Raw genomic sequence first — 25,325 nt, forward strand, 5'->3', positions numbered from 1 at the left:
GAAACAATGTCATCGCCGCATAGCCCGGGCGACCAGTCCGACCCTCGCCTTGCGGTAACAACGGCTCCAGCGCGTTCCAGTTGATCAAACCTTCTATACCCTCAAGCGCGTTCAGCGCTGGGTGGTCCAAAAGCTCATGTGTCGCGAAAAGGGCGGGTTGTGTTTTGAAGCTTTGTTTCATAGCCAAAAAATACTTAATCAATCAGTCTAGGGAAAGGTCAGAGTTTTGCTGAGGTCTCTAGTTAACATAAGGTAACGCAAATAATTTGCTTTTTAATAAAAAGGTATTTTTTTCTAACGTTTTTTAAGGACTTAAATACAAGTTTTTCTGTGTAATTCAGCACGGTTTTGTAATTTTTTCAGCAAAAATTCCCTCCTTCTCTTTTGCAATAGCAGCTTGCCAAAACAAGAACAAAAAGGATATAAAAAGAGAACATTATCGAGAATGATTCTGGATGCCTGTTCTTTGCCGAGATTGTTATTATTGGCTTGATGAAACACCTGCCAAGGAACACCGCCCCAAACGCTGTTCCCGCTGCAATTCTCCACGTCTGATTATCCATTCAGAACTTGCAGACCTCACCCTTGCACATCTCGATTGCGATGCATTTTTCGCCAGTGTCGAGAAACGTGACAATCCGGAACTGCGCGACAAACCTCTTATCATCGGCGGCGGGAAACGGGGTGTTGTCTCCACAGCCTGTTATCTTGCGCGCCTCTACGGTGTTCGCTCGGCAATGCCCATGTATAAGGCCCTAAAAGCCTGTCCCAAGGCCGTTGTCATCCGTCCTGATCTATCGAAATACCGCGAAACTGGCCTCAAGGTGCGGGCGATGATGCAAGACCTTACCCCGCTTGTCGAACCCCTCTCGATTGACGAAGCTTTTCTTGACCTTTCGGGAACAGAAAAGCTGCATGGCCAGTATGCCGCAATCACACTGGTTAAACTGGCCAAAAATATCGAGACCCAGATCGGCATTTCGGCCTCTATCGGCCTGAGTTACAACAAATCCATGGCGAAGATTGCTTCCGATCTAGACAAACCCCGTGGTTTTTCTGTACTGGGAAAAAGCAACACCCGGGAATTTTTGCACGAACAACCCCTTCGCATGATCTGGGGTGTCGGCAAAAGTCTTGAACAACAGCTCCACAGGGATGGCTTGCGACAAATCAAGGATCTTCTTCCCCTTACCGAAGAGGAGCTGATTTTGAAATATGGTGTAATCGGGAAACGCCTTTTCTCTTTTGCCCGCGGCGAAGACGGTCGAAGCGTGACAGCGACCTCCCTGACAAAAAGCATCTCAAATGAAACAACCTTCAACGACGATCTCGGTGACTTCCAGGCCCTTGCTGATATCCTCTGGTCTCTATGTGAAAATGTTTCCACCAGTATGAAAAAAAAGAACTACGCAGCATCAACGATCAATCTGAAACTCAAGACCTCGGACTTTAGGCAGATCTCCCGCAGCCGGAAATGTTTCAGTCCGACCCAGCTTGCAGAAGAACTATACCAGACCACCCTGCCACTTCTCAAAGAGCTCTGTAACGGCCAGAAATTCCGGCTCCTTGGCGTGGGCGGCAGCGATCTGGTTTCTGCAGAATTCGCCGACCCTCCCGACCTGCTTGATCCGGCAAAAGAGAAACGAAAAAAGATTGAAAAGGCTCTTGATGCCGTCAGAAACAAACTTGGCCGGGAAAGCATCATCAAAGGCCGGTCTTTCAGGAAGCGACCTTCCGGATCAGAGCCCGAGAGTGATTGATTTTATTCACTGCTACTCACAGACAGCTGTCGGGATTTCTTCAAACCGGATCATTTCACCAGACACGCTAAACTCTCCGAAATCCAGCAGGATCTCTGTTACAACACCGTTTTCATACAGCAGCAGGGACTGCTCCTGAATGGGCAGTGTATTGTCACCGAGCTGTTCATAGTAAGCCAGAAAGACTCGCCAGGAACGGCTGTTCAAAAGTTCTGGAGAACGGTCCGCTGTATTCTCTGCCGGCACAATCGCAACCGAAACATTAAAGACCTCAAGATCACCTGTGCCATCAAAGACAGGAAGGAACAGGGTGTTTTTTCCCTCCTTCGCAGCCACAATAATCTCGGACAGAAATTCAGTGGGAAAAATTGCGGCGCCAAGCTCCTTCTGAGAAACTTCCGGTTGAGACAGCTCAATCCTTACCCCCGCGCCTTCCCCTTGGCGCATAGCCTTGCCGACAAAACTGTTTTGAACAGCGTCGGCGCCGGTTTCATGGACAGCAAAACGAAAGAGTGTGCCATCGCGTGATTCCCAGGTACTGAAACCCAGCGCGAAGTCATGAATTCCCCCATCAGCATAACCAACGCTCATCTCGAGCTCATTTTTGGTCAGCCAGCCCTTGCAGTCACCGCTCCAGTCATAGCGGATAAATCCGTTCATATTGCTGACCTGGCCCTGATCCGAAGACTGCAGACGCAGATCATATACAGCTTTATGCGGCAAGAAAGAAGATTGCAGTCCGCTTGCTTCTGCTGCCGTTACGAGCCCCGGACCTTCGGCAAACATAAACCCAACAAACATAAACAAAGGGATCAGCAGCCTGCTTCCCTCCCAAACACAGATCTTCGAAAACCTTGGAACAGTGACCATCAAGAACTTCACTTTTTTAACAGAAATTAACCATAGGTATCTTTTCATAACACAGAAGAGAATTTCTTCAGTTATTTTTCCGCTCCTGACGCATGTTTTATCACCCCCCGCGTACATCCCGCCAAATCAGTGCGATCTTTCCTTCTCCCTGAGCATACGGCTGATGCGAGCTCCTGCTTGAAAGGCACATGCAATTATTGCCTGCCACCCTGCAGTTTGCGCCCCTTTTGTAAAAAAATCTGGAAACGCTGTGACTTTCCGCACCACCTTACAAAAAATAATCAATATAAAACAAACCATTAAATCCAGCCCGCTATATGGCACCCAATTTGCATAATCCCGGTATGTTACGTGAACAGCAATGGTGGTAAACGTGAGCTATACAGAAGCATTCAGCAGCTTTGAGGCACTCAACGCTGCAGCATTCGATAACGCCGACAATGCCCAGCGCTCTTCGGACAGAGAGAACCTTATGTTCCGGCTCAGGCGCATTGCTTATTCACGCCCCAACGACAACAAACGCATTTCAGACCAGCAGGTTCTGGAATTGCTTGAAGCCGCGGCTCTTGCCGAACAGACACTGTCAGAACAGCAGGAACGGATCAGGTTTCTTGAGACCCTTTCCATTACCGACGAATTAACCGGCCTGCTGAACCGACGCGGCTTTCAACGTGAACTCGACCGCACGCTCAACCGGGCCGCCAGAACATCGGAACAAGGCGTTCTGGTCATTTGTGACATGGATTATTTCAAATCCATAAATGACACCTACGGCCATCTAGCCGGAGACTGTGTTTTGAAAAAAACCGCCCACACACTGGTTAAACACTGTCGCAAAAGTGATTATATTGCCCGGCTTAGCGGTGATGAGTTTGCTGTATTGATGACCAACACACCGGCCGGACAGGTACAGCCTGTCATTGGCAAACTAAGTAAAATGCTCAATCGTCTGATTGTGGATTGGGGCCAGCATAAAATTCCAGTCTCGGTCAGCGTGGGTCACGAGACCTATACAGCAAGCAGTACCTCCTCGCATTTGCTCCACATGGCTGATCGCTCGATGTACCGGAACAAGGGCACTACCCTTACAAAAGAATGAATCTCTCCGATACAAGAAAGATAAAAACCTCAATAAAAAAGCCCTGATTTATACGTCAGGGCTTCTTTATTGAAGCAAAGATAAAAGAACAGCTGGTTTATTCAGAAATGATATTATTTGGCAAAGCTCAGCGGCTGCACTCTGTCAGCCAGATAATCCGCGCCGCCAAACAGCTCGACAGCAAAGGCATCTGAAATAACCTGTTCCTGGTAGAGGTGATCCGTCTTGTTATCTATCTCCTCTATATCCTGTGCATAGGAAGAAGATACAGCCGGATCGGCAGCACCCTTTTGCGCATCTTCTGCAAAGTAGTGAATAGAGGTATCAAAATCAGACAGGGCAGCGATTTCGACTTCATCTGCCGGAGAAAGTGGTTCCAGCGTGACCTCCGCCGTTTCAAAATCACTGTATTCGTCACAGAGATCCCCCTCCATGATCCGAATAAGGGCACAGTCCTGCTGGGCCACGGCAGATATCCCGTGGTCTGTCAGTGTCTTTCCACTAAAGAAATAACTTGCGACATCAACAGCAATTGATGCAACCCCAATTGCCGGAGGCAAAGCGCAACCTGACAAGGTAAAAGCCAGAGCTGCGGCTACGGAAAATCGACGCATTCTGTTCCCCCCAGAACAAACTAAACATTTGAGAATCATGAGTCATTTTCGGATTCAGCGCAACCTTAAACATGGTTAAAGTTAGAATTTGTCCCAAATTTCGACTCCGGGAGGTAAAACCCTCACCCCTTCCCAACCCCTGCGAGTCAAAATGCCCTGGCACAGAGGCCAGGGCATTTTGACAAACAGCACACTTTCCTTTTCACAGAAACCCGTCCGGGCAAACGCGACTGGAAAGCTGTTATTTTTTCTCTTCGAGCGGCAGGTCCAGCTTGATATGCAGTTCACGCAGCCGGGCAGGATCAATCTCTGCCGGTGCCTGCATCAAGGGATCTTCAGCCTTGCCGTTCATCGGGAAGGCAATAACCTCGCGAATATTCGGCTCGTCTGCCAGCATCATGACCATACGGTCAACACCCGGCGCGGAACCACCATGCGGAGGGGCGCCAAACTTGAACGCTGACAGCATGCCGCCAAAGCTCTCTTCAACGTCCTTGTTGCTGTAGCCAGCCACTTCAAAGGCCTTGTACATGATGTCGGGACGGTGGTTACGAATAGCACCCGAGGAAAGCTCGATCCCGTTACAGACAATGTCATACTGATAGGCATTGATTGTGAGCGGATCCTGATTTTCCAGAGCTTCCATCCCGCCCTGGGGCATTGAGAAGGGGTTGTGACTGAAATCGATCTTGCCGTTTTCCTCGTCCAGCTCGAACATCGGAAAGTCCACAATCCAGCAGAACTTGAAGATGTCTTTCTCCAGAAGATCCAGATCATTGCCAAGCTTGATCCGGACCTGACCGGCAAATTTCGCTGCCGCCAGTTCCTTGTCACAGGTGAAGAAAACAGCATCGCCATTGTTGAGGCCAGCCAGTTCCTTGATCTGGGCCAGACGTTCATCATCCAGGTTTTTGGCAATCGGTCCTTTCGGCACACCATCCTTGTCAAAGATGATATAGCCCAGCCCGGCAGCACCTTCTTTGCGCGCCCAGTCGTTCAGCTTGTCAAAGAAACTGCGTGGGTTCGCCGCAGCACCCGGCGCGNGGACCGCACGAACAACCGAACCAGCTTCAACAGAACGGGCAAAGATACCAAAACCGGAACCGCGGAAAGCTTCTGTCACATCGCTGATGATGATCGGGTTACGCAGATCAGGTTTGTCAGATCCATACTTCGCCATTGATTCTGCATAGGGAATACGAACGAAAGGATAAGGTGTTACTTTGCGGCCATCGGCAAATTCTTCGAACACATCATGCAACACCGGCTCAATCGCGTTAAAAACGTCGTCCTGTGTCACATAGCTCATTTCAAAATCGAGCTGGTAAAATTCACCCGGAGAGCGATCGGCACGGCTGTCCTCATCACGGAAACAGGGTGCAATCTGGAAATAACGGTCAACACCACCGACCATCAACAGCTGCTTGAACATCTGCGGAGCCTGCGGCAAGGCATAGAACTTGCCAGGATGGATACGACTTGGCACCAGAAAGTCCCGCGCCCCTTCAGGGCTGGATGCGGTAAGAATGGGGGTCTGGATTTCCTGAAAATTCTGCTCGATCATCCGGCGACGCAGCGATGCAATCACGTTCGAACGCAGCTTCAGTTTCTTGACCATCTTCTCGCGACGCAAGTCCAGATACCGATAGCGCAAACGGGTTTCTTCACCCGCATCTTCATCAGAGTTTACCTGTAGCGGCAAAACATCGGCCCGGGACTGAATGGTCAGCTCCTGGGCCCGGATTTCAATTTCGCCGGTCGGCAATGTCGGGTTTACAGTCTCTGCGGTTCGGGCAACAACTTCACCCGTGATTGTAATCACAGATTCAACACGTGTACCTTCCAGTTCCAGGAATAGCGGGCTGGATACATCGACGACACACTGGGTGATACCGAAACTGTCGCGCAGATCCACAAAAAGAAGCTGTCCGTGATCGCGCTTGCGGTGAACCCAACCGGAAAGACGTACCTGCTGGCCCTTGTCTGAAAGGCGCAGTGCTGCACAGTTATGGGAACGATAAGGATGCATGATATTTCCTTTGGCATTAGCTTCGGTATTAAAGCAGAAACAGGGATCGACCAGATTTCCTTCAGTTGCAGAGTAACCATCTTCCCCAAGAGAGAAAGGCCCCTGTTCAACACAGGATTTCGGCAGCTGATTCGGCGTCTTTGACAAAGCCTGAATATTTCCGTTGGAAAAAGGCATTCACAGCGGCTTTTGTCAAGGTATTGGCTGGCACCTTTGAGATAAAGCGCAACAAAAAAAGACAATAAACAGCCACAAAAACCTCAGGACCTGAAAAATCGAACTGGAATCGAGGCTTTTCAACATTGCCCTTTCTAAGCAGGAAACAGCCAAGTATAGTCGGGCCCATGACCCTGATTACATCCAGCCAAGAACTTTCGGACCTCTGCAAGGAACTTGCAAAATCCGAAGTCATTACAGTAGACACAGAGTTTCTTCGCGACCAGACCTACTGGCCGAAGCTCTGTCTGGTACAACTTGCCGATGCAAACCACTTTGCCGCGGTTGATGTTCTTGCACCGGACATAGAGCTTGAACCTCTGTACGATCTGATGCGAAACTCCGCTGTGTTGAAGGTTTTTCATTCTGCCCGACAGGATCTCGAGATTTTCTATCTCCTGATGGATGAAGTGCCTCAGCCTTTGTTTGATACCCAGCTTGCAGCAATGGTTTGTGGTTTTGGCGACTCAATCGGCTACGATAATCTGGCCCGCCAGCTGATCAATCAGGAGATCGACAAATCAGCCCGCTTTGCCGATTGGTCCCGCCGCCCCTTAACGCCGAAACAGATTTCCTATGCGCTTTCGGATGTCACACATCTGCGTGATATTTATGCCAAGCTTCGGGAACAGATAGATAAAAGTGGCCGGGAACACTGGCTACGCGAGGAGATGGCAATTCTTGAAAACCCCCAGACCTATCAACAGGACCCAGACCGTTCCTGGCTGAGACTGAAAACCAGATCAAATGACCGCCGCTATCTGGCCATCCTTAAAGAACTCGCCGCCTGGCGGGAAAGAGAAGCCCAGCGCCGAAATACGCCGCGCAGCCGGGTCATCAAGGATGAGCAGCTTTACGACATCGCCTCGAACCGGCCAACGACGGCAAAGGATCTCGCGAAGACACGGGGTGTTTCTCCTGATATGGCCGATGGCCGTCTCGGGCGCGAAATCCTTGCTGCGATCGAGATTGCCATGCAACTGCCAAAAGCAGACTGCCCGGCACCAAAAGAACGACCCCCGCACAACAATGGCCTGGCTGCAATTGTTGACCTTCTCAAAGTCCTTCTGAAACAATGTTGTGATGAATATGATGTGGCTCAAAAACTGATCGCTAACGGCAGTGATCTGGAGCTGATTGCTTCTGATGACACTGCAGATGTGCCAGCACTTTCTGGGTGGCGGCGTGAAGTTTTTGGCGAAAAAGCTCTGCGCCTGAAACAAGGGCTCGTTGCACTGAGCATCAAGGATGGAAAGCTTGTTGTGGAGGATCTTGGGTAACCGGAAGCCGGGTCGTTTCCGGCTTGGTTCCTTTTTTTTAGCCGGGTTGCCCTTATTATTATCAGGGACAGTTCACGCTGAAGAAGCAGTTCCCTTGCCTCCCCTGATCAATTTTCCTGTCGTTTGCGACACCTCCAAAGACTGCTTTATCCAGCATTACTTTGACTACGACCCCGGCCCGGAAGCCCTGGATCATACCTGCGGTATTCTAACCTATAATGGCCATCAGGGGATCGATATCAGGGTTAGCTCCCCCCAGTGGATGGAAAAGGGCTTTCCGGTTATTGCCGCCGCCAAAGGAAAAGTTGAACTCACCAAAGACGGTGTACCTGACAGGGCTTTTAGCCAGGATGAAATTCGCTTGTCTCGCGGACTGGCGCCCAAGCCAAGTAATTCAGTTGTGATAAACCACGGGGATGGCTGGCGTACCCATTACGGGCACATGCGCCAGGGCAGTGTTATTGTCAAAGCCGGACAAGAAGTCTCACAGGGGGCCTTGCTCGGGCTCGTAGGGCTCTCCGGCTCAACCAGTTTCCCACATCTGCATTTTCATCTGTCCTACAAAGGCACCAATATCGACCCCTTTACAGGGTTAGAGGGCAAGGAAGGCTGCGAAGCCGCTGCGGAAGGACGCTCCTACTGGTCAGCAGATGCCAATGCCAAGTTGGGCTATAAATCTGGCGGTGTTTTCAAAACCGGATTTTCCGATCACTTCCCCAGATATGAAGAGCTTGAAACCGGAAATGTGGAAATCAACCAATACCCCCCTGGCACAAATGAATTCTACTTCTGGGTCAATCTCTGGGGTATCCGCAAGGGAGATCAGGAAGAATTCCGGGTCCGTTTGCCCGATGGAGATACCTATCAGAAAAGCGACAGCATCAAGATCAGCTCAGTCCAGGGCCTGCGCGGTTTTTTCTACAGCCGGAATATCCCTCTGCCGACAGGGGTCTATCACATAAACTACAAACTGCGCCGTCCGGGAAAACAGGATACACCGGACGTTATTATCAACATTGATGATACAATGGAAATTTTACCACAGCCGAGCATTTTCACCCGGCCTCCGGACGAATAGCCCGCTTTGCGCCACTCTCCGGAATAATTATAGACCCATACTATTTGTGCAGCTTTAACTGTGGTGCCTCGGATGTGCCCTTGATGGCGGATCCCCGACCTGAAAGAGAAGGGTTGGTCATAAAGAAATTGTGAGCAGAGAAACCATCTTCAACACGGGGCTCTCTTTCATAGCTTCCATTTGCCTTCAGTTCCCAGGACTGGGCACTGTCATTCAGGGTCGCAATCATGACCTGTTCCAGAACCTGCTGATGGACCGTGGGGTTCTCGATCGGGACAAAGCTTTCGACCCGACGATCAAGATTTCGCGGCATCCAGTCAGCTGAAGAAATGAAAACCTTGTTTTGCCGCGACGGAACTTCATGCCCATCGCCGAAGACAACAATCCGCCCATGTTCAAGAAAGCGGCCCACGACACTTTTAACCCGTATGTTTTCGGACAAACCGGGCACCCCCGGACGCAAACAGCAGATACCACGAACAACCAGTTCAATCGAGACACCAGCCTGGGATGCCAGATAAAGGTGATCAATCACCTGACGATCAACCAAAGCATTCATCTTGGCCCAGATCGTGGCAGGCTTCCCTTCCTTGGCCAGTTCCGTTTCCCGGTCAATATAGCTCAACAACCTCTCTCGGAAGGTAAGCGGGGCATAGACCACCTTTTCCATTGGCCGGGGCTTCGCATATCCGGTGATAAAATTGAACAACTTGGCTGTATCCCGACAAAGTGCCGGATCACAACTAAAAAAGGAAAGATCAGTATAGATCTTTGCTGTAATCGGGTGATAGTTACCCGTTCCATAATGCACATAGGAACGCAGATTCTTGCCTTCCCGACGCACCACCAGCGACAGCTTTGCATGGGTTTTCAGCTGAATAAAACCATAGATGACCTGCACACCGGCCCGTTCCATGTTTCGCGCCCAGCGGATATTCCTTTCCTCATCAAAGCGGGCCTTCAACTCGACCAATGCCGTGACTGACTTTCCTCTTTCCGCCGCTTCGATCAAAGCCTTGACGATCGGAGAATCTTCACTGGTCCGATAAAGTGTCTGTTTAATCGATACCACAGCCGGATCACTGGCAGCCTGACGAACGAATTGAACAACAACATCAAAACTTTCATAGGGGTGATGAACCAGCAGATCTTTCTCCCGGATCGCAGCAAAACAGTCCCCCCCGAACTCGCGAATACGTTCGGGAAAACGCGGTGTATAGGGTGGGAACACCAGATCCGGGCGATCTTTAACAATCAGTCGTTTGGTATCCACCAACCCCAGCAGGCCCTTCAGAACAAAAACCCTGTCCCGATCGACATCCAACTCTCGGGTCACAAAAGATCGCAGATTTTTTGACATGGCAGCATCAATCGAAAGACGAATACAGCTCCCCCTCCGACGGCGCTTCAAAGCGCTTTCAAAAACCCGCACAAGATCCTCGGCTTCTTCTTCGACTTCAATATCGCTATCGCGCAACAAACGGAAATGCCCGACACTTTTCACCTCGAATCCCGGGAAAAGATAGGAGAGATGCAAACGGATAATTTGCTCAAGCCTGATAAAACGATGGTGGTCTCCCGGCAGGCGAACAAACCGGTCGAGCTGTGATGGCATTGGAATCAGACCATTGATAAATTTGTCTTCTTCTTCATCCTCCAGTTCCAGAACCATGCAAAACCCCAGATTGGGAATAAAGGGGAACGGATGAGCCGGATCAATGGCGATCGGGGTCAATATGGGAAAAACCTGATCCTGGAAATATTTATCCAGCCATTGCAAATCAGCGGCATCAAGCTCGGTGGTTTTGACAAGGTCAAAATTAGCCCCACGCAACTCCCTGCTCAGAGCCGACCAGATTTCCTGCTGTCTGTGCATCAGCTTTGCCGCCCGCTCGTCAATCGCCTTCAACTGTCTTTGCGGTGTAAGGCCGTCCTGGCTGTGCGTATTTACATTGGCCTGTACCTGCCCCAATAGGCCGGCAACACGAACCATATAGAATTCATCCAGGTTCCCCGAAGAAATTGACAGGAAACGCAACCGTTCGAGGAGAGGGTGCGAGGGGTTACTCGCCTCCTGCAAAACCCTCTCGTTAAAGGCAATCCAGGAAAGTTCACGATTTATGAAGCGTTTGGGAGAATCTTCGGCAATCGACAAAACACAGTTCTTGTTTTCTGCACTATTCTCTTTAGAAGTTTCCTGAGCAACCTTGACGGGCATTAATTTCTCCGATTGATGTTTCATCAGATCGCAACTGCAATATATCAAACGCTGCAAGTTGCTGGCTGGAAGTACAGTATAGAGTATGCTTCAAAGAAGACTAGGAACTTAATAATCTTGCCATTGATAAGATGAAAAATATGAAAACAATTTTTATAACCCGCCATGCTTCGACCCGCTCAGCCCAGCGGGGGCAGGAAGATATTGACCGGGAACTCACTCGAAAAGGGGAAACAGAGGCAGCATGGTTAGGTGAGCATCTCAGGGTACATAATGATATTCCTTCCCTGATTTTGGTCTCGGCAGCAAACCGCGCCAGAGAAACCGCTATTCTCATCCGGGAAACTCTTATGCCGGAACTCCCGATCCAGACGGAAGATCAACTCTATCTTGCTCCGTCGGCACAAATTCTCAAGACCTTGCATTCTTTGCCGGAAGACATCAATTCCGTTCTTCTTGTCGGGCACAATCCAGGATTAAGTGACTTTCTTCTCAAAGCAACAAACCAGTCTGGATTAAATACAGAAACCCGCAACCGACTTTACCGCGGGCTGCCTCCAGCAGCCCTGGCCCGGCTCACAAGTACGGCCAGAGAATGGACAGATATTCTGCAAAACAATACCCGGATTGAGCAGATTTCCTATCCGGGAGAGTAGTTTATCCTGACGAAAGCAAAAGAATCTGCCAATTTATCAGCGCCCGTCACCAGAGTTTATTCACGGGTTTCCTTTTCCAGAATACCGCGGATAAAGGGAATGGTAATTTCCCGCTGGGATGCCAGGGATGCCTGATCCAGCGTTGAGACAATCTGCCGGGCCGCCTCAAATGAACGATCAAGCCGCAGCACCAGAAATCTGAGAACTTCCTTGCTGATCGTCAGCTGGCGATCATAGAAAAGCTTGACCAGTAAAGCTTCAAAGAGAAAATCATCCGGCAAGCCAAGGGCAAAAGCAGGCACAGCAGCAAGGCGCGATGCCAGATCTGGAAGCCCTACGGCCCAGCGTGCCGGAGCTTCCTGCCCGGTAAAAAGAAGATAACCCTTCTCTTCCCTGACATAATTATAAAGATGGAAAAGACGGCGTTGTAATTCGGAAGACTCTGTCAAGGCCAGGACAATGTCATCAACGACACAGTTGCGTTGCCCCGCCAAAAGAACGTCGGCATCCATTTCAGCCAGTCCCTCAGCCGTTACAAGAACTGCCGCACTGTCAGCCCGCCATACCTGGGCCAGATGGGTTTTACCACAGCCGGATGGCCCGTAAAAACCCATGGCATGTCCCGGCCAATCCGGCCAGCGGTCAATCCACGCAACAGCCACCTCATTGCAGGGGGCAATAAGGAAATCCTCACGCCCCAGTGCAGGGCGGTGACCAAGGTCAAGGGGCAACTGTGAACTATCCATTACGAACAGGATCTTTGACTTTTGTTACAGGGTATCAGGTGTTTTCGGTTGTTTCGGATTCATCCGGGGTAACATCCGGTATCACTGCGGGACGATTGATACCATAATAATACGTGCTGTCCATATATTGACTGAGGGCAAAACGGACCCCAACGCCAATGACCGCTGCAACCGGAACTGCCAGAAGAATACCCACAAAGCCGAACAGAGCTCCACCTGCCAGCAGCCCGAAAATCACCCAAACAGGGTGAAGACCTACCTTCTCGCCAACCAGTTTCGGTGTCAGGACATTACCTTCAAGAAACTGCCCGGCAAAGAAGACAACGGTAACAATAATAACCGGAGTCCAGCTGTCAAACTGGAAAAAAGCCAGCCCAACCGAAAGCACCAGCCCGATACCTGCCCCAACAAAAGGAATGAAAGACAACAGCCCTGCGATCATTCCCAAAACCAGTCCAAATTTCAGACCGGAAAGGCTCAGGCCAAGCGCATAGAAAATTCCGAGGACGAGGCACACGGTTCCCTGCCCGCGGATAAATCCGGCCAACGTCGTATCAACCTGTCCTGCCAGTTTGCGGATGATCTCCAGGTTCGTCCGTGGAATATACCCGTCAACCTGATCAACAATCCGGTCCCAGTCTCGCAGCAGATAAAAGGTGACAACCGGTGTAATCACCAGAAGTGACATCAGGTTGGCAAAGGCAACGCCCCCGTCAAGTAATCCCGCAGCCAGACTGGAAAGCCACTTTGCACTGGATTTCAGGCCATCCCCGAAAACCGCTTCAAGCTTGGCCATATTGACGGGATCAACTCTGGTTTCAAGAATCAACAGAAACTTGTCAATCTGTCCGCGCGCCGCTTCCAGCAAACCAGGCAGGCTATGCAGCAGGTCGGCAATTTGTCCCACAATGACCGGAACCAGAAGCACCAGGGCAAGAAAAACCACCAGTAGAAAGGAAAAGGTCACGACGACCGTCGCCAGTGTCCGGGATAAGCCGACCTTTTCAAGGCGATCACAAAGCGGGTCCAGAAAATAGGCCACCGCCATTCCTGCAACAAAGGGCAAAAGAACTGACCGCAGGAAATAAACTGATATCAAAAAGACAATCAGCCCGATCACCCAGAAACGTAGTTGTTTTTCAGCAGTCATATTCCCCCCAATACAGGACCCGGCTCAAACCTTCAGATCACCGTCAGATATTCTTGGCTTCAAATATTCTTGGCTTCAGATCTTTATCGTTACTGTGTGTTTTCCAGATTGATTTCCGAATCCGGTACGACGATTTCATCAATAACAGCTTCATTTTGCGCGGGAGCAGTTGCCCCTTGCCCTGGCTCTGGTAAGGAAAGCGTCTGGCTTGCAGCAGGTTTGTTAAGCAAACGAAGTTCCCACAAGCTCTGGGCATTAAGCAACAAAGCCAGGTCCTTTTGGGCCAGAGCCAGTGTCAGCTGTCTTTCATCGCCGACAAAATAAACATCCAGATTAACCATATCCCGTTTTAATGTCCGGGTATTCATTCGGTTGATCGCGGGAATATCCTGCAGACGATTGTTGATCAGAACCCAGTCCTGAAGCCCGTCGATAGGAACCTGGACCAGTATCCAGCGTTCAACACCGAACTGCAGCAGATTTTCCTGCTTCCAGTCCTGCTGCAGCATACGGTCCAGAGACTGAGCCGCGCGTTGCAGCATCTGTCCGGCAGTTTCAGCTTCGGAACGTTTGACATCAAGACGATAGGTCCGGCCTTCGCCAAACTGCCCAACCCTTACGGCAGAAACCTTTGCGCTGTTTCCATTCTCAGACAGCTCTGCAACAGAAATAAGGACATCACTGCTGCCATAGCGCGCAGAGAGATCCCACAAGCCTGGTTGTCCGCCCAGAGCCCCTCTGGCATCAACAAGAGAAATATCTTCCAGATCCCCCAGCGGCAGTGTCAGGGGTACCAGGCCGTTTGAGTCCTCCAGCCCGGACCAGGCAGTCCGCCAGTCGTTCCGGTCTCCCCACAAGAGGGATTCGCCCCCCCGGTTCTGGATTGGCAGAACCAGTACAGGCTTGCTGATTGTCTCAGCCAAAGCTGCTCCGGTGTTGCGCAAAAGTGTCCGAGTCTGCGATTCTTTAAACCGCACGGTCATTTTTGCAATATATCTGACTGCCGAAGAGCGCTCTTCACTCAGGGAAATATCCAGTACATATCCCAGAGCATCTTTCGAGCTGAGCCGCGGCACCTTGCCAAGATCGGATTGAGGCACCAGGCGCTCGACCAAAATCTGAAAAGCCTTTTCATATCCCTGACTTAAAGCCTCGGCTTTGGCATCGGTAGCGGACTTTGCAGTGGCATCAACCGTTATATTACGGACAGTATAGACCTCGGGAACAGCCTGAGCTGTTCCGGCAAAAAGCCCGCTGGCAAGAGCGAAAAATGAAACTAGAATACCTGCTGTGTAGAAAAAGCGGCGAAACCGCATTGCAAACCATCCCGGATAAAGTATCTTCCCAATTTATGAAGCCTGTCGCAACTGCGCCAGATGAGGCCCGGACCTGATACTAATCCCGAACCATGCCCTTTAAAAGGCTCGGGACCCGAAAGCCCGATCTTGTCGGGATTACTATCAGGTTCAGACACTTGAGTACATTAATACTCGAAGTTACAGGAGGATGCCATAAGTACCGTCCCTAATAAGCCGGGATCATTGAGCTATAAGGATGCCGGTGTCGATATCGATGCAGGAAATGCTCTGGTTGAGGCCATTAAACCCCTGGCGAAATCCACGAATCGTCCTGGCACCATGTCTGGTCTGGGTGGATTTGGTGCTTTCTTTGACCCCCGTGCAGCCGGTTTTACCGATCCCTTGCTCATCGCCTGTAACGACGGTGTCGGCACCAAGCTGAAGGTCGCAATCGAAGCCAACAAACACGATACTGTCGGCATTGATCTGGTTGCCATGTGTGTCAACGATCTGGTGGTCCAGGGCGGAGAACCCCTGTTTTTCCTCGACTACTACGCCACAGGCAAGCTCTCCGTTGAAGCCGGGCGTGACATCATCGCCGGAATTGCCGAAGGCTGCGTCCAGTCCTCTTGCGCGCTGATTGGTGGCGAGACAGCAGAAATGCCGGGAATGTACAGCAACGACGATTACGACCTCGCAGGATTTTCCGTCGGCGCGGTTGAACGCGGCGAAGCCCTCACCGGAGATCTGGTGAAAAACGGCGATGTGGTTCTTGGCCTTGCCTCCAGCGGCCCCCATTCCAACGGCTATTCCCTGATCCGTAAAATTGTGGAACGTTCCGGTCTGGCTTATAGCGATACGGCCCCCTTCCAGCCTGACGCCACTTTGGGCGAAGCCCTTCTGGTTCCGACAAAAATCTACGTCAAAAGCTGCCTCGCAGCCATCCGCGCCTTTGGCACCAAGGGCGACGGCGTCAAGGCTTTGGCCCACATCACCGGCGGCGGTTTTATCGAAAATCTTCCCCGTGTCCTCCCCGAGGGTCTGGGCGTCACCATCAACGGCATTAACTGGCCCGTGCCAAAGGTTTTCCAGTGGCTGGCCAACGAAGGCAACATTGCGCCGTTGGAAATGATGCGGACCTTTAACTGCGGTATCGGCATGGCCGTGGTTGTTGCGGCTGACAAGGTGGAAGCCGTCACAGGCATTCTCGAGGCTGAAGGCGAAACTGTGGTTTCTCTCGGCACAATCGAGGCCCGTTCCAAAGGACAGGAATCCGTTCAGATCGAAAGGCTTGCAGAAACGTGGCCCGCTTAAAGGTTGGCGTTCTGATCTCAGGCAGGGGAAGCAATCTTCAGGCGCTGCTTGATGCAGCGTCTGATTCTGCCTTCCCCGCAGAAATCGTGCTTGTTCTCTCCAATGTTCCAGGAGCAGCCGGGCTCGAACGCGCACAGAATGCCGGGGTTCCGACGGCCACGATCAACCATCGGGATTTTCAGGGCCGACAAAGTTTTGACCGGGCCGTCACCACTGCGCTGGAAGCCGCGGGAGTTGAGTTCGTCTGCCTCGCCGGATTTATGCGCCTTGTGACCCAGGAGTTTGTCGAACACTGGCACAACCGGATGATCAACATCCACCCTGCCCTCCTGCCACTGTTCCCGGGCCTTGATACCCATCAGCGCGCTCTGGATGAAGGCTGCAAGCTCCACGGCTGTACCGTACATTTTGTCCGGCATGAAATGGACAGCGGCCCCATCGTGGGACAGGCCGCAGTTCCCGTGTTGCCCGGCGATAGCGAAAACTCTCTCGCACAACGTGTCCTTCTGGCAGAACACCGCCTCTATCCGGAATGCCTGCGCCTGATCGCCTCTGGCGCTGCCACCATCACAGGCGATATCCTGACCTTGCCCGCAACACCCCCGGAAACACTGCTTATCAGCAATCCATAGATTTTATCCAGAAGGGGATTCAATCGGATCGCCTTCTGGATTTTTCACTCTTCCAGAAAACGGTCAATCACCACAACACCCTGTGGAGAGCTGTGCGTCATATCCATCAGGATCTGTGCGCCTTCTTCCAGCGAGACTGTCCGGTCAATCAGCTTCTCCGGTTGTAAGGCCCCCCCGATAATCATCTCGAGCATCTGACCGTATTTGTGCCCCTGCATGCCGTGGCTGCCATAGATATCCAGTTCCCGGCCAATCACCAGGTTCATCGGAATTTTCATATCCCTGTGATCCCCGGCGGCCAGCCCGATCTGGACATGCCGACCCCGTTTGGCCAGACAGGCAATGGAATTATAGGCTGTCACCGGCGATCCAAGAGCATCAATCGAGATCGCGGCCCCGCCTTTTGTAATGTCCATGATCGCCTCGACAACACTCTCCACACCTGTCGCATTGACAATCTCGTCCGCTCCTAGCTGCTGTGCCTGCTGCAAAGTGCCGGGGTTGATATCCACTGCAATGACCCGGGCCCCAAAAGCCTTCGCGATCATCAGAGCACTCAGACCAACACCACCACAGCCGTGTATTGCGACCCACTGTTCCGGCGCAACACCTCCCCGGTTCACCACACCGCGAAAAGCTGTCATAAACCTGCAGCCAAGGCTCGCCGCGGTCACATGGCTCAATTGGTCAGGCAGTCGCACCAGATTTACATCGGCATAGTCAACGGCCAGATACTGGGCAAAAGCTCCCCAGGCCGTAAAGCCCGGCTGAAAGTCATTGTCACAAATATGCTCATTGCCCAACTGGCAACTGGGGCAGGCCCCACAACCACAGCTGAAGGGCACGATCACCTCGTCCCCCTTGCGCCAGCGAGTGACATTTTTACCAACCCCGACAATAGTCCCCGAGCACTCGTGCCCCGGTACATGTGGGAAGCTCGCGATGGCGTTATCGTGCCCCACCCAGCCGTGCCAGTCACTGCGACAGACGCCATTCGCTTTGACCTCAATCACCACCCCGCCATCCGAAACTTTGGGGTCAGGCAGATCGCCTACCTTGATATCCCCATTGAATTTTTCATAGTAAGCTGCGCGCATGGCCTGGATTTTCCCGGACTCTGGTTTCTGGATAAAGATATAAAATCTTACAGGATCCTATCCAGAAACAGGGGATTTTGAAAAGAATTCTGACTGCCCAAATTTCACTTCCTGCCCATCTTCTGGAAAAGCTGGCGAAGTTCCGGTACAGATAGCAACAAAACACACCCCCCCGGAAAAGCTTGAAAGAACGTCTTCTCCCCAGTAAAGTCCCTGCGAGTAATTGGCCAAGGCCAAAGGTATCAACGATCATGGGTTAGAGGAATTCATTACCATGACTAACGAAGAACTCACGCGCGACCGCGAACGCGGCTGGAACAGCTTTACAAAATATTCCGCCGTTTCTGTCGTCATTATCATGGCCATTCTCGCCCTTATGGCAGCAACACTGGTTTAGGTCCCTCCCGGATACCTGAACACAAAAGGAGGCTTTTCAGCCTCCTTTTGTGTTTTCGTATAAGACATAAGAGATCAGAGCAGCTGATCCATTGCCTTGAAAAATACTTCGATATCCCCTGACGTATTATAGAGATAGGGTGAAATTCTCAATCCACCGCCCCGTTCACCGACATATATATTTTTCCGGGCAAGCTTCTCACCTGTCTTTTCAGGTAACTTTTCCCGAAAGGTAATCCCGATAATGTGTCCGGTCCGGCTATTCGCAGGCGGAACTCTCCACCCACGATCTTCTGCATGGCGCGCGGCAAGATCAGTCAGTGGCCGCAGAGCCGCCTGGATTTTCTCGGGTCCCCAGGCGACAACCTGTGTCATCGCCGCCACGGCCATCGAAAGAGAGACAAAGTTGTTACGTTCGCCCATATCAAACCGTGCAGCTCCCTCCTTAGGGCTGACGATCCCGGTAACTGGATCACGCGGTTTATGGTTAAACTGATTGTGCTCTATCGCCTTGCCTGACTGCCACTTCGGGGCAACGTAGAGAAAGGCCATACTATAGGGACAAAGCAGCCACTTGTAAGCGGAACAGACCAGAAAGTCAGGTTTGATCGCTTGCACATCCAGCGGCATCGCACCGACAATCTGGGTCGCATCAACCACCAGCGCCGCCCCGACTTCACGGCAACGCTCTCCGATGACAACCAGATCAAGAAGGCTGCCATCCGTCCAGTGACAGGGAGGCAAAGCCGCAATAGCTGTTGCTTCGGAAATCTGCGCAACAACTGCCGCTGTCCAGTCATAGTTTACTGGCCGCTTTACTACGGATAATTCCGCCCCCCGCTCCGACGCCATTTTCTCCCACGCATAAACATTCGAAGGAAATTGCGCTTCCAGAACGACAATATTCTGTCCTTTGATCAGCGGGAGATTGGCGGCAGCAGTCGCAATGCCATAAGAGGTCGAGGGAATAATCGCAATATCGCTCGCTGTTGCCCCTGTCAGCTTGGCAAAAAGGTCCCGCAAACGATCCGATGCCTGATTCCAGACCTCTGGATCAAGTTTCCAGGGGTTGGATTTTATGCCGATGCCATTGATCCCGGCAGATCTGGAAAGTTCCAGCTGGGGTGACTGGCCAGCACAATTGAGATAGGCCACTTCAGAAGGCATATCAAAGAGCGATCGGATGTTATCAAGCATATCAAACCCGTCATGAAGCTATTGAGTGTACTGGCGCATCGACAACGTGAAAACGAACATCCGCCAGCAATGTGAAACAGAGATTTCTGTGCAAGAACAATGCGCCAGTTGTCCGGATTATACCAACGATAAATCCGGAATTCCCATGAGACTCCTGCAGAAGAGACAGTACCTCCCGACAATTACAAAGAAGCTATGCACGAACACTCATAACCCTTTCCAAACAAAAAAAGAGGAAGCCGCAGCCTCCTCTTTTCTATTCTTTCAAGTCAGAATTCTGACCTGTTAGCCAACGATTTCGGCATCGGTGAAGAAGAATTTGATCTCTTCAGCAGCAGTTTCCGGTGCATCAGAACCGTGTACTGAGTTTTCGCCGATAGAAAGCGCGAATTCTTTACGGATTGTGCCTTCGGCTGCTTCTGCCGGGTTTGTTGCGCCCATAACTTCACGGTTCTTGGCAACAGCATTTTCACCTTCGAGAACCTGAACGACAACCGGCTCGGAAATCATGAAGTCAACGAGTTCGCCAAAGAAAGGACGTTCTTTGTGAACAGCGTAAAAGCCTTCAGCCTGTGCGCGTGTCATGTGGATGCGCTTGGAAGCAACAATCCGAAGACCGGCTTCTTCAAACTTGGCAACAACCTTCCCGGTCAGGTTACGTTTTGTGGCATCTGGCTTGATGATAGAAAAAGTACGTTCAAGAGCCATATCAGGCCTCCTACTAAACAATAGTCAAAAGATGGAATTCGTTGGCGGCCTTATACAGCCAGAGCAGACCCGGGGCAACTCTATTTAGATGACACTTTATGTTTGTTTTCTCGCACGGCTGAACGGTCAGATTAAGATTTTGCAAAACCGACCCAATAACTATCCCTGATCTGCGCGCCAGATGATCAGGAGCAGCTGGGCTTCGTCTGTCAATTCTTCTGGTGGCAAAACCCCGTCAGGTCCGTCATTCCCTATAATTTCATACAGATGCGAAAGACGGGTATTCTTTTTGTGGCGACAAATTACCATACCACTAAACTGTTCATCACCTGGAACACAGCTCGAAAAATCATCATCCGGAAAACCTTCTCCTATGCGTTCTCCGTCTGGCCCTTTAACCAGAGGCGAAAGGGCGTGCAAATAGCCGACTCTTTGGCCTGAAGAATCTGGGAAAAGCTCAATCAGCAGCTTATCATTACGATAGCCCTCTATAATCGTGATGAAGCCGCCTTCTTCCTCAAACGACATCTCGACAAAGCGCAAATCAGGATTTCCCTGCTCCAGATGCCCCAGATCAAACTTGCTAGCTTGATTAATTGCGCCGAAACCATCTTCGGTAAGACGGGGTACAGATGAATCTTCTTCAAACAGGCAGGCCGACAGCAACAGTCCGGCTGCGCCCAGGGTAATTGTCCTTCCCGCTTGCTGAAATAGCCCACGAGCAGCTTCCCTAACAAGATCACAGAAAGCTAATCTTTTCATTTATCCACTCTGTTTACCTGGCTCCTGACAGGCGGAGAGTACCTCTGCTTATTAAGAAATGCAATTTCCCACGTTGCCAATTTAGGGAATATCCCCTAAAGAAACCCCTTTGCGCCCCTTATAGCTGCTGTGATGTCTTGTCCCCATGTTACATATTAACAATCTTTCCTATCGTATCGTCGGTCGGCCAATCTTTGACGCCGCGTCTGCCACCGTTCACAAAGGTGACAACGTTGGCTTTATTGGCCGCAATGGAACAGGCAAGACCACCCTCTTGAGAATTATCTCTGGCGAAATCCATTCAGAGCCCGGCGAGATCAATTTTCCGAACAACACCAGGGTTGGAAAAGTTGCCCAGGAAGCTCCTTCCGGAGACACCAGCCTGATTGATACTGTTCTGGCAACAGATCACGAAAGAGCGTCCTTGTTAAAGGAAGCCGAAAGCGCAACGGATCCCACCCGGATTGTAGAGATCCACGAACGTCTTGTAGATATCGATGCTGATACAGCCCCGAGCCGGGCAGCCAGGATCCTCGCTGGGCTAGGATTTAATGAAGAAGCCCAGCAGCAGCCCTGTTCTTCCCTGTCGGGAGGCTGGCGTATGCGTGTCGCTTTGGCAAGTCTGCTTTTTGCCGAACCTGATTTCCTTCTGCTTGATGAGCCGACCAACCATCTCGATCTGGAAGCAACCATCTGGCTTGAGAGCTACCTTAAAAGCTATCCCGGCACTCTGCTTCTGGTTTCGCATGATCGCTCCCTGCTGAATAACGTTGCCAACAAGATCATCCATCTCGAAAATCAGCAGTTGGTTTCCTACACTGGTAACTATGACCAGTTTGAGCAGGTCCGCCGGGAAAGGCTTGATCATCAAGCTGCCCAGCATGCCAAGCAGCAGGAACAGCGCAAACATATCCAGAGCTTTATTGATCGTTTCAAAGCAAAAGCTTCAAAAGCCAAACAGGCACAGTCCCGTGTTAAAATGCTGGAGCGGATGGAACCCATTGCCGCAGTTGCTGAAGACAGCACCCTTGCCTTTGATTTTCCGTCTCCGAAAGAACTGGCTCCGCCCTTGATCAACCTTGACCAGGTCAGCATTGGTTATGAACCAGGCAAAGCGATCCTCAAAAACCTCAATCTGCGCCTGGACATGGAAGACCGGATTGCTTTGCTCGGTGCTAACGGCAACGGAAAATCCACGCTGGTCAAACTCTTGGCTGGGCGCCTGGAGGCACAAGAAGGGCTTTTTTATAAGTCCACCAAGCTGAAAATCGGCTATTTTGCCCAGGATCAGGCAGAAGAGCTGGACCTCGAGGCCACACCTTATACTCTGATGGCACGCTTGATGAAAACAGGCACCCCGGAGTCAAAAGTCCGGGCGCAACTTGGGCGTTTTGGTTTTGGTGTCAATCATGTTGCGACCAAAGTTGGAGCACTTTCCGGGGGAGAGAAGGCACGACTCCTATTTGCCCTAACCACCCGTGACGCTCCTCACATCCTTCTGATGGATGAACCAACCAACCATCTGGATGTCGACTCACGCGAAGCCTTGGTTCAAGCCATGAACAGTTTTGAAGGCGCAATCGTTCTGGTTTCACATGATCCGCATCTTATTGAATTAACCGCGGATCGTTTCTGGCTTGTTGGTGAAGGCACCGTCAAAGCCTATGACGGTGATCTGGAAGATTACAAAAAACTCCTGATCGAACAACGTCGGCAGGAACGTCAGAAAACACGCACTAGAAATGACGGTACGGCCGATACAGTTGATGCAGAACGCTCAAAAAACATGAGCAAGAAAGACAAACGCCGCGCTGCCGCGGAAGCAAGAGCTGCAGGCGGGGACCTTAAAAAAGTGGTTCGAATGGCCGAGCAAAAAGTTGAAAAACTTCAGGCTAAAAAAGAGAAGCTTGAAACCGAACTTGCTGACCCGGCTATTTATGAAAGCAGCAACGTCCGTCAGCTCGAACTGACCAGAGAAATTGGCAAACTAGACAAGGAACTCTCCAAAGCCGAAGAAGAGTGGCTGACCGCCCAGGAAAAATACGAAGCAACCAATTAGTACCAAAAAGCGATACTAAAGCTGCATGGCTGAATAGAGTTTTATTAGTTACTAAGTGATGTTTCTGGTACTGCCGCAACGTATTTAGGGATGAGCTGTTCTGTCAGTTCGTCTCTTGTTTCTGCTATACGCTCCCAGAATTTTTCAGCAAGTTCTGGATACTGGTCAACAAACTGATGACTGAAGATAAGGAAATAATCTTTCGTCGCTAAGGGCACATCAACCTTCTCAATGGTATCTATATTGTTGGTCGCAAGATAGCTGTCGGCAACAACCTCCTGATCAGCGACACCAACGATACGAGCATTCTCCAGATTCAGGAAATTGGTTTCCGTGGTTTTCGCCTCTATAACAACCACACCCTTTTTCCTTAAATCAGCAACAATGGAGTATCCGGCATTTGCTCCTAGCGCTCCGTTCAAATTCAAAAATGACTGTCCGTTCCAATTTAACTCCGTGCCTTTGAGGCGATAAAGAACATAAGACAATACAGCTAGCCTCTTCTCGGAATCCGGTTTCCCCTCCAGCATGGGAAAGACCCCAAATTCCTGACGCTCAGGCTTAAATGAGAAAATAAAGGCTGCATCCAGCCTGTTCGCTTTGAGTTCATGCAGAACACGCCTTCCAGGCAAGCGGATAAACTCGACATCCACTCCAAGCTCTGATGCAACAATACTGATTATTTCAACAGAGATGCCGGGAGGGTCGAAAGGTAGAGAACTGTTTCCCAGGAAATGTGGAAATGATGCATTATCGTTATAGCCTATGCGCAGTTTCAAATCTGACGCGTAGAGTACTTCTTCACATGAAAATAAAAGTATCAGTGAAAGAAGCAGCCTCCTGAAAAATCGAAGGTTGATTTCTTTACTTAAACAGATCAGAAGATTAAACAACCTCAAAACCAGCTCCTTGAGCAAAGCTCAAAAAGAAAATACAGGACATGTTCTTCAGTCAATCATCAAGAAAAACACTACCTATCACACTACAAACAAAATATACGATCAACTATGGGTCGAAACCCTTTAATGCAGATCCTCTTAATAGTATCTCTTATGCTATAAAAAATCCTTAATATTTTATTCCAAGGCCAGAACGTTCAATTTTTTCTACCAAAATTCAAATTTCACCCAAAACAACAAAAAACATAGAATATTCACCGACTGGAATATCAAAAACAACTACAGAACATTCTTAAATCGTCTTCAGCGATATTCGTCTCTCGGACCAAACTGACAGGGAAACCGCATAAATGCTATCATATCAACACCTGTACCATGCAGGCTGTATCGCTGATGTCCATAAACATGCGGCTTTGTCCATCGTCCTGTCCAAGCTAACAGAAAAGCACAAACCACTTCACTACATGGAAACTCACGCCGGAAGGGGGGTTTATGATTTAACGGCTCCTGAATCCGAGAAAACCGGGGAAGCGAAAGAAGGTATTCTCAAGGTTTTGGAAAAAGGGCAATGGCCCAAAAAACACCCTTATTTCCATACGATCAGAGAAACCAAAAAGAAATATGGACCCGATTTCTACCCGGGTTCACCCGAAGTCGCGCATTGTCTGCTCAGACAAAATGACCATTTACATTTGATGGAACTCCATCCCGGAGAGTTCTTCGCCCTGAAATCAAATATGCGCGCTCGAAATATTCATCTGCATCATCAGGATGGATACGAAGGTGTGATGGCACTTTCTCCACCAGAAAGCCGTCGGGGGCTCGTTCTTATTGACCCCAGTTACGAAGTTAAAAGTGAATACAAGGCAGCTGCAGATTTCATTCTGAAATTACACAATAAGTGGCCAGAAGCTGTCATTATACTATGGTACCCTCTGCTCAAGGATGATCGCCACAAAGAAATGTCTAGCCTGCTCGAAAAAGCAGAACTGCCAAAATTCCGGCACGAGGAGATTGTTTTTGCGGACCGAAATGCCGTCAGAGGAATGTACGGCAGCGGCTTGATCTATATTAATCTTCCTTCCGGGATTGAAGATGCTCTGATCCAATCATCAAAGTTACAAAAGTTATAGCTTTCTACCGCCTATTGATCTTGATCAATGCTTTTCGATCTCTCTTTGACCAATATAGAAAAAGAGATCGCTGCATATGTAAATTCTGGCGTTTTCAATATTCCGCCTAACAGA

At 50.3% G+C, this 25,325-nt stretch carries 23 protein-coding genes; 10 read left to right on the plus strand and 13 right to left on the minus strand.

Going from position 1 to position 25,325, the window contains the following annotated elements; translation table 11 throughout:
• Positions 1-181, minus strand: a 181-nt coding sequence (locus tag B152_RS24360) for a hypothetical protein (RefSeq protein WP_157231176.1), incomplete at its 3' end; no start/stop codon positions are given.
• 274 nt (positions 182-455) lie between these two features.
• On the opposite strand from B152_RS24360, the gene B152_RS0118880 reads away from it, so the two are divergent.
• Complete coding sequence (locus B152_RS0118880; protein WP_020594008.1) at positions 456-1,760, plus strand: DNA polymerase IV; 1,305 nt, start codon at positions 456-458, stop codon at positions 1,758-1,760.
• 12 nt (positions 1,761-1,772) lie between these two features.
• On the opposite strand, the gene B152_RS0118885 is transcribed toward B152_RS0118880, so the two are convergent.
• Positions 1,773-2,561, minus strand: a complete 789-nt coding sequence (locus tag B152_RS0118885; protein WP_157231177.1) for an EipB family protein — start codon at positions 2,559-2,561, stop codon at positions 1,773-1,775.
• Positions 2,562-3,003: 442 nt separating this feature from the next.
• Here B152_RS0118885 and B152_RS25595 point away from each other — a divergent pair, with 442 nt between their 5' ends.
• The gene (locus B152_RS25595; protein ID WP_157231178.1) at positions 3,004-3,729 is read left to right on the plus strand and encodes a GGDEF domain-containing protein; all 726 of its coding nucleotides are present in this window, start codon (positions 3,004-3,006) and stop codon (positions 3,727-3,729) included.
• A 113-nt stretch (positions 3,730-3,842) separates the two neighbouring features.
• On the opposite strand, the gene B152_RS0118895 is transcribed toward B152_RS25595, so the two are convergent.
• A complete protein-coding gene (locus B152_RS0118895; protein ID WP_020594011.1) occupies positions 3,843-4,343 on the minus strand; it encodes a hypothetical protein in 501 nt (166 codons plus the stop codon).
• 241 nt (positions 4,344-4,584) lie between these two features.
• The gene (gene aspS / locus B152_RS0118900; RefSeq protein WP_026261713.1) at positions 4,585-6,372 is read right to left on the minus strand and encodes an aspartate--tRNA ligase; all 1,788 of its coding nucleotides are present in this window, start codon (positions 6,370-6,372) and stop codon (positions 4,585-4,587) included.
• Positions 6,373-6,716: 344 nt separating this feature from the next.
• Between aspS and rnd the strand changes: the two genes are divergently transcribed.
• Positions 6,717-7,868, plus strand: coding sequence for a ribonuclease D (rnd, locus tag B152_RS0118910; RefSeq protein WP_020594014.1), 1,152 nt, complete (start codon positions 6,717-6,719; stop codon positions 7,866-7,868).
• Positions 7,861-8,946 (plus strand): M23 family metallopeptidase, encoded by a 1,086-nt coding sequence (locus tag B152_RS24370; RefSeq protein ID WP_157231179.1) that lies wholly within the window; start codon positions 7,861-7,863, stop codon positions 8,944-8,946. Before rnd ends, B152_RS24370 begins: the two co-directional genes overlap by 8 nt.
• 40 nt (positions 8,947-8,986) lie before the next feature.
• Here B152_RS24370 and B152_RS0118920 read toward each other — a convergent pair whose 3' ends face one another.
• The gene (locus B152_RS0118920) at positions 8,987-11,164 is read right to left on the minus strand and encodes an RNA degradosome polyphosphate kinase (RefSeq protein ID WP_020594016.1); all 2,178 of its coding nucleotides are present in this window, start codon (positions 11,162-11,164) and stop codon (positions 8,987-8,989) included.
• Positions 11,165-11,304: 140 nt separating this feature from the next.
• Here B152_RS0118920 and B152_RS25600 point away from each other — a divergent pair, with 140 nt between their 5' ends.
• A complete protein-coding gene (locus B152_RS25600; RefSeq protein ID WP_157231180.1) occupies positions 11,305-11,820 on the plus strand; it encodes a SixA phosphatase family protein in 516 nt (171 codons plus the stop codon).
• Between the two features lie 56 nt (positions 11,821-11,876).
• On the opposite strand, the gene B152_RS0118930 is transcribed toward B152_RS25600, so the two are convergent.
• The 3 genes from B152_RS0118930 to B152_RS0118940 form a co-directional block, all read right to left on the minus strand.
• Positions 11,877-12,566 (minus strand): HdaA/DnaA family protein, encoded by a 690-nt coding sequence (locus B152_RS0118930; protein WP_020594018.1) that lies wholly within the window; start codon positions 12,564-12,566, stop codon positions 11,877-11,879.
• A gap of 34 nt (positions 12,567-12,600) precedes the next feature.
• Entirely contained in the window at positions 12,601-13,716 is a 1,116-nt protein-coding gene (locus B152_RS0118935; protein WP_020594019.1) for an AI-2E family transporter, read from the minus strand.
• 89 nt (positions 13,717-13,805) lie between these two features.
• Positions 13,806-15,032, minus strand: coding sequence for a DUF2066 domain-containing protein (locus B152_RS0118940; protein ID WP_020594020.1), 1,227 nt, complete (start codon positions 15,030-15,032; stop codon positions 13,806-13,808).
• A gap of 225 nt (positions 15,033-15,257) precedes the next feature.
• Here B152_RS0118940 and purM point away from each other — a divergent pair, with 225 nt between their 5' ends.
• Both purM and purN read left to right on the plus strand, forming a co-directional pair.
• Positions 15,258-16,328 carry a phosphoribosylformylglycinamidine cyclo-ligase gene (gene purM / locus B152_RS0118945; protein ID WP_020594021.1) on the plus strand — a complete coding sequence of 357 codons (1,071 nt, stop codon included), beginning with the start codon at positions 15,258-15,260 and terminating at the stop codon, positions 16,326-16,328.
• Positions 16,316-16,960: a phosphoribosylglycinamide formyltransferase gene (purN, locus tag B152_RS0118950; protein ID WP_020594022.1), complete on the plus strand. Its 645-nt coding sequence runs from the start codon at positions 16,316-16,318 to the stop codon at positions 16,958-16,960. Before purM ends, purN begins: the two co-directional genes overlap by 13 nt.
• 44 nt (positions 16,961-17,004) lie before the next feature.
• On the opposite strand, the gene B152_RS0118955 is transcribed toward purN, so the two are convergent.
• The gene (locus B152_RS0118955) at positions 17,005-18,057 is read right to left on the minus strand and encodes a zinc-dependent alcohol dehydrogenase family protein (protein ID WP_020594023.1); all 1,053 of its coding nucleotides are present in this window, start codon (positions 18,055-18,057) and stop codon (positions 17,005-17,007) included.
• 274 nt (positions 18,058-18,331) lie between these two features.
• On the opposite strand from B152_RS0118955, the gene B152_RS26565 reads away from it, so the two are divergent.
• Positions 18,332-18,454 (plus strand): hypothetical protein, encoded by a 123-nt coding sequence (locus tag B152_RS26565; RefSeq protein WP_269422577.1) that lies wholly within the window; start codon positions 18,332-18,334, stop codon positions 18,452-18,454.
• 74 nt (positions 18,455-18,528) lie between these two features.
• On the opposite strand, the gene B152_RS0118965 is transcribed toward B152_RS26565, so the two are convergent.
• The 3 genes from B152_RS0118965 to B152_RS0118980 all read right to left on the minus strand — a co-directional run bounded on the left by B152_RS0118965 (position 18,529) and on the right by B152_RS0118980 (position 21,120).
• Positions 18,529-19,650 carry an aminotransferase class V-fold PLP-dependent enzyme gene (locus B152_RS0118965; protein ID WP_020594025.1) on the minus strand — a complete coding sequence of 374 codons (1,122 nt, stop codon included), beginning with the start codon at positions 19,648-19,650 and terminating at the stop codon, positions 18,529-18,531.
• A gap of 285 nt (positions 19,651-19,935) precedes the next feature.
• Positions 19,936-20,358: a nucleoside-diphosphate kinase gene (ndk, locus tag B152_RS0118975; protein WP_020594027.1), complete on the minus strand. Its 423-nt coding sequence runs from the start codon at positions 20,356-20,358 to the stop codon at positions 19,936-19,938.
• 159 nt (positions 20,359-20,517) lie between these two features.
• The gene (locus B152_RS0118980) at positions 20,518-21,120 is read right to left on the minus strand and encodes a DUF1131 family protein (protein WP_020594028.1); all 603 of its coding nucleotides are present in this window, start codon (positions 21,118-21,120) and stop codon (positions 20,518-20,520) included.
• Positions 21,121-21,265: 145 nt separating this feature from the next.
• Here B152_RS0118980 and B152_RS0118985 point away from each other — a divergent pair, with 145 nt between their 5' ends.
• The gene (locus tag B152_RS0118985) at positions 21,266-23,179 is read left to right on the plus strand and encodes an ABC-F family ATP-binding cassette domain-containing protein (protein ID WP_020594029.1); all 1,914 of its coding nucleotides are present in this window, start codon (positions 21,266-21,268) and stop codon (positions 23,177-23,179) included.
• Positions 23,180-23,223: 44 nt separating this feature from the next.
• Here the strand turns inward: B152_RS0118985 and B152_RS0118990 are convergent, their stop codons facing one another.
• Complete coding sequence (locus tag B152_RS0118990; RefSeq protein ID WP_157231181.1) at positions 23,224-24,072, minus strand: substrate-binding periplasmic protein; 849 nt, start codon at positions 24,070-24,072, stop codon at positions 23,224-23,226.
• Positions 24,073-24,428: 356 nt separating this feature from the next.
• Between B152_RS0118990 and rlmJ the strand changes: the two genes are divergently transcribed.
• The gene (gene rlmJ, locus B152_RS0118995) at positions 24,429-25,211 is read left to right on the plus strand and encodes a 23S rRNA (adenine(2030)-N(6))-methyltransferase RlmJ (RefSeq protein ID WP_020594031.1); all 783 of its coding nucleotides are present in this window, start codon (positions 24,429-24,431) and stop codon (positions 25,209-25,211) included.
• Positions 25,212-25,325 lie beyond the last annotated feature (114 nt).

Source organism: Kiloniella laminariae DSM 19542 (assembly GCF_000374005.1).
In the GTDB taxonomy this organism is placed as follows: domain Bacteria; phylum Pseudomonadota; class Alphaproteobacteria; order Kiloniellales; family Kiloniellaceae; genus Kiloniella; species Kiloniella laminariae.

Bases quoted from the DNA above. Each gene is read 5' to 3' on its own strand.
- B152_RS0118980 (WP_020594028.1), bottom strand. From the start codon at position 21,120: ATGAAAAGATTAGCTTTCTGTGATCTTGTTAGGGAAGCTGCTCGTGGG.
- B152_RS0118985 (WP_020594029.1), top strand. From the start codon at position 21,266: ATGTTACATATTAACAATCTTTCCTATCGTATCGTCGGTCGGCCAATC.
- B152_RS25600 (WP_157231180.1), top strand. From the start codon at position 11,305: ATGAAAACAATTTTTATAACCCGCCATGCTTCGACCCGCTCAGCCCAG.
- ndk (WP_020594027.1), bottom strand. From the start codon at position 20,358: ATGGCTCTTGAACGTACTTTTTCTATCATCAAGCCAGATGCCACAAAA.
- rlmJ (WP_020594031.1), top strand. From the start codon at position 24,429: ATGCTATCATATCAACACCTGTACCATGCAGGCTGTATCGCTGATGTC.
- B152_RS0118880 (WP_020594008.1), top strand. From the start codon at position 456: ATGCCTGTTCTTTGCCGAGATTGTTATTATTGGCTTGATGAAACACCT.
- B152_RS0118930 (WP_020594018.1), bottom strand. From the start codon at position 12,566: ATGGATAGTTCACAGTTGCCCCTTGACCTTGGTCACCGCCCTGCACTG.
- B152_RS0118920 (WP_020594016.1), bottom strand. From the start codon at position 11,164: ATGCCCGTCAAGGTTGCTCAGGAAACTTCTAAAGAGAATAGTGCAGAA.
- B152_RS0118965 (WP_020594025.1), bottom strand. From the start codon at position 19,650: ATGCTTGATAACATCCGATCGCTCTTTGATATGCCTTCTGAAGTGGCC.
- B152_RS0118895 (WP_020594011.1), bottom strand. From the start codon at position 4,343: ATGCGTCGATTTTCCGTAGCCGCAGCTCTGGCTTTTACCTTGTCAGGT.
- B152_RS0118955 (WP_020594023.1), bottom strand. From the start codon at position 18,057: ATGCGCGCAGCTTACTATGAAAAATTCAATGGGGATATCAAGGTAGGC.
- rnd (WP_020594014.1), top strand. From the start codon at position 6,717: ATGACCCTGATTACATCCAGCCAAGAACTTTCGGACCTCTGCAAGGAA.
- B152_RS0118935 (WP_020594019.1), bottom strand. From the start codon at position 13,716: ATGACTGCTGAAAAACAACTACGTTTCTGGGTGATCGGGCTGATTGTC.
- B152_RS0118885 (WP_157231177.1), bottom strand. From the start codon at position 2,561: ATGTTTGTTGGGTTTATGTTTGCCGAAGGTCCGGGGCTCGTAACGGCA.
- B152_RS26565 (WP_269422577.1), top strand. From the start codon at position 18,332: ATGACTAACGAAGAACTCACGCGCGACCGCGAACGCGGCTGGAACAGC.
- B152_RS0118940 (WP_020594020.1), bottom strand. From the start codon at position 15,032: ATGCGGTTTCGCCGCTTTTTCTACACAGCAGGTATTCTAGTTTCATTT.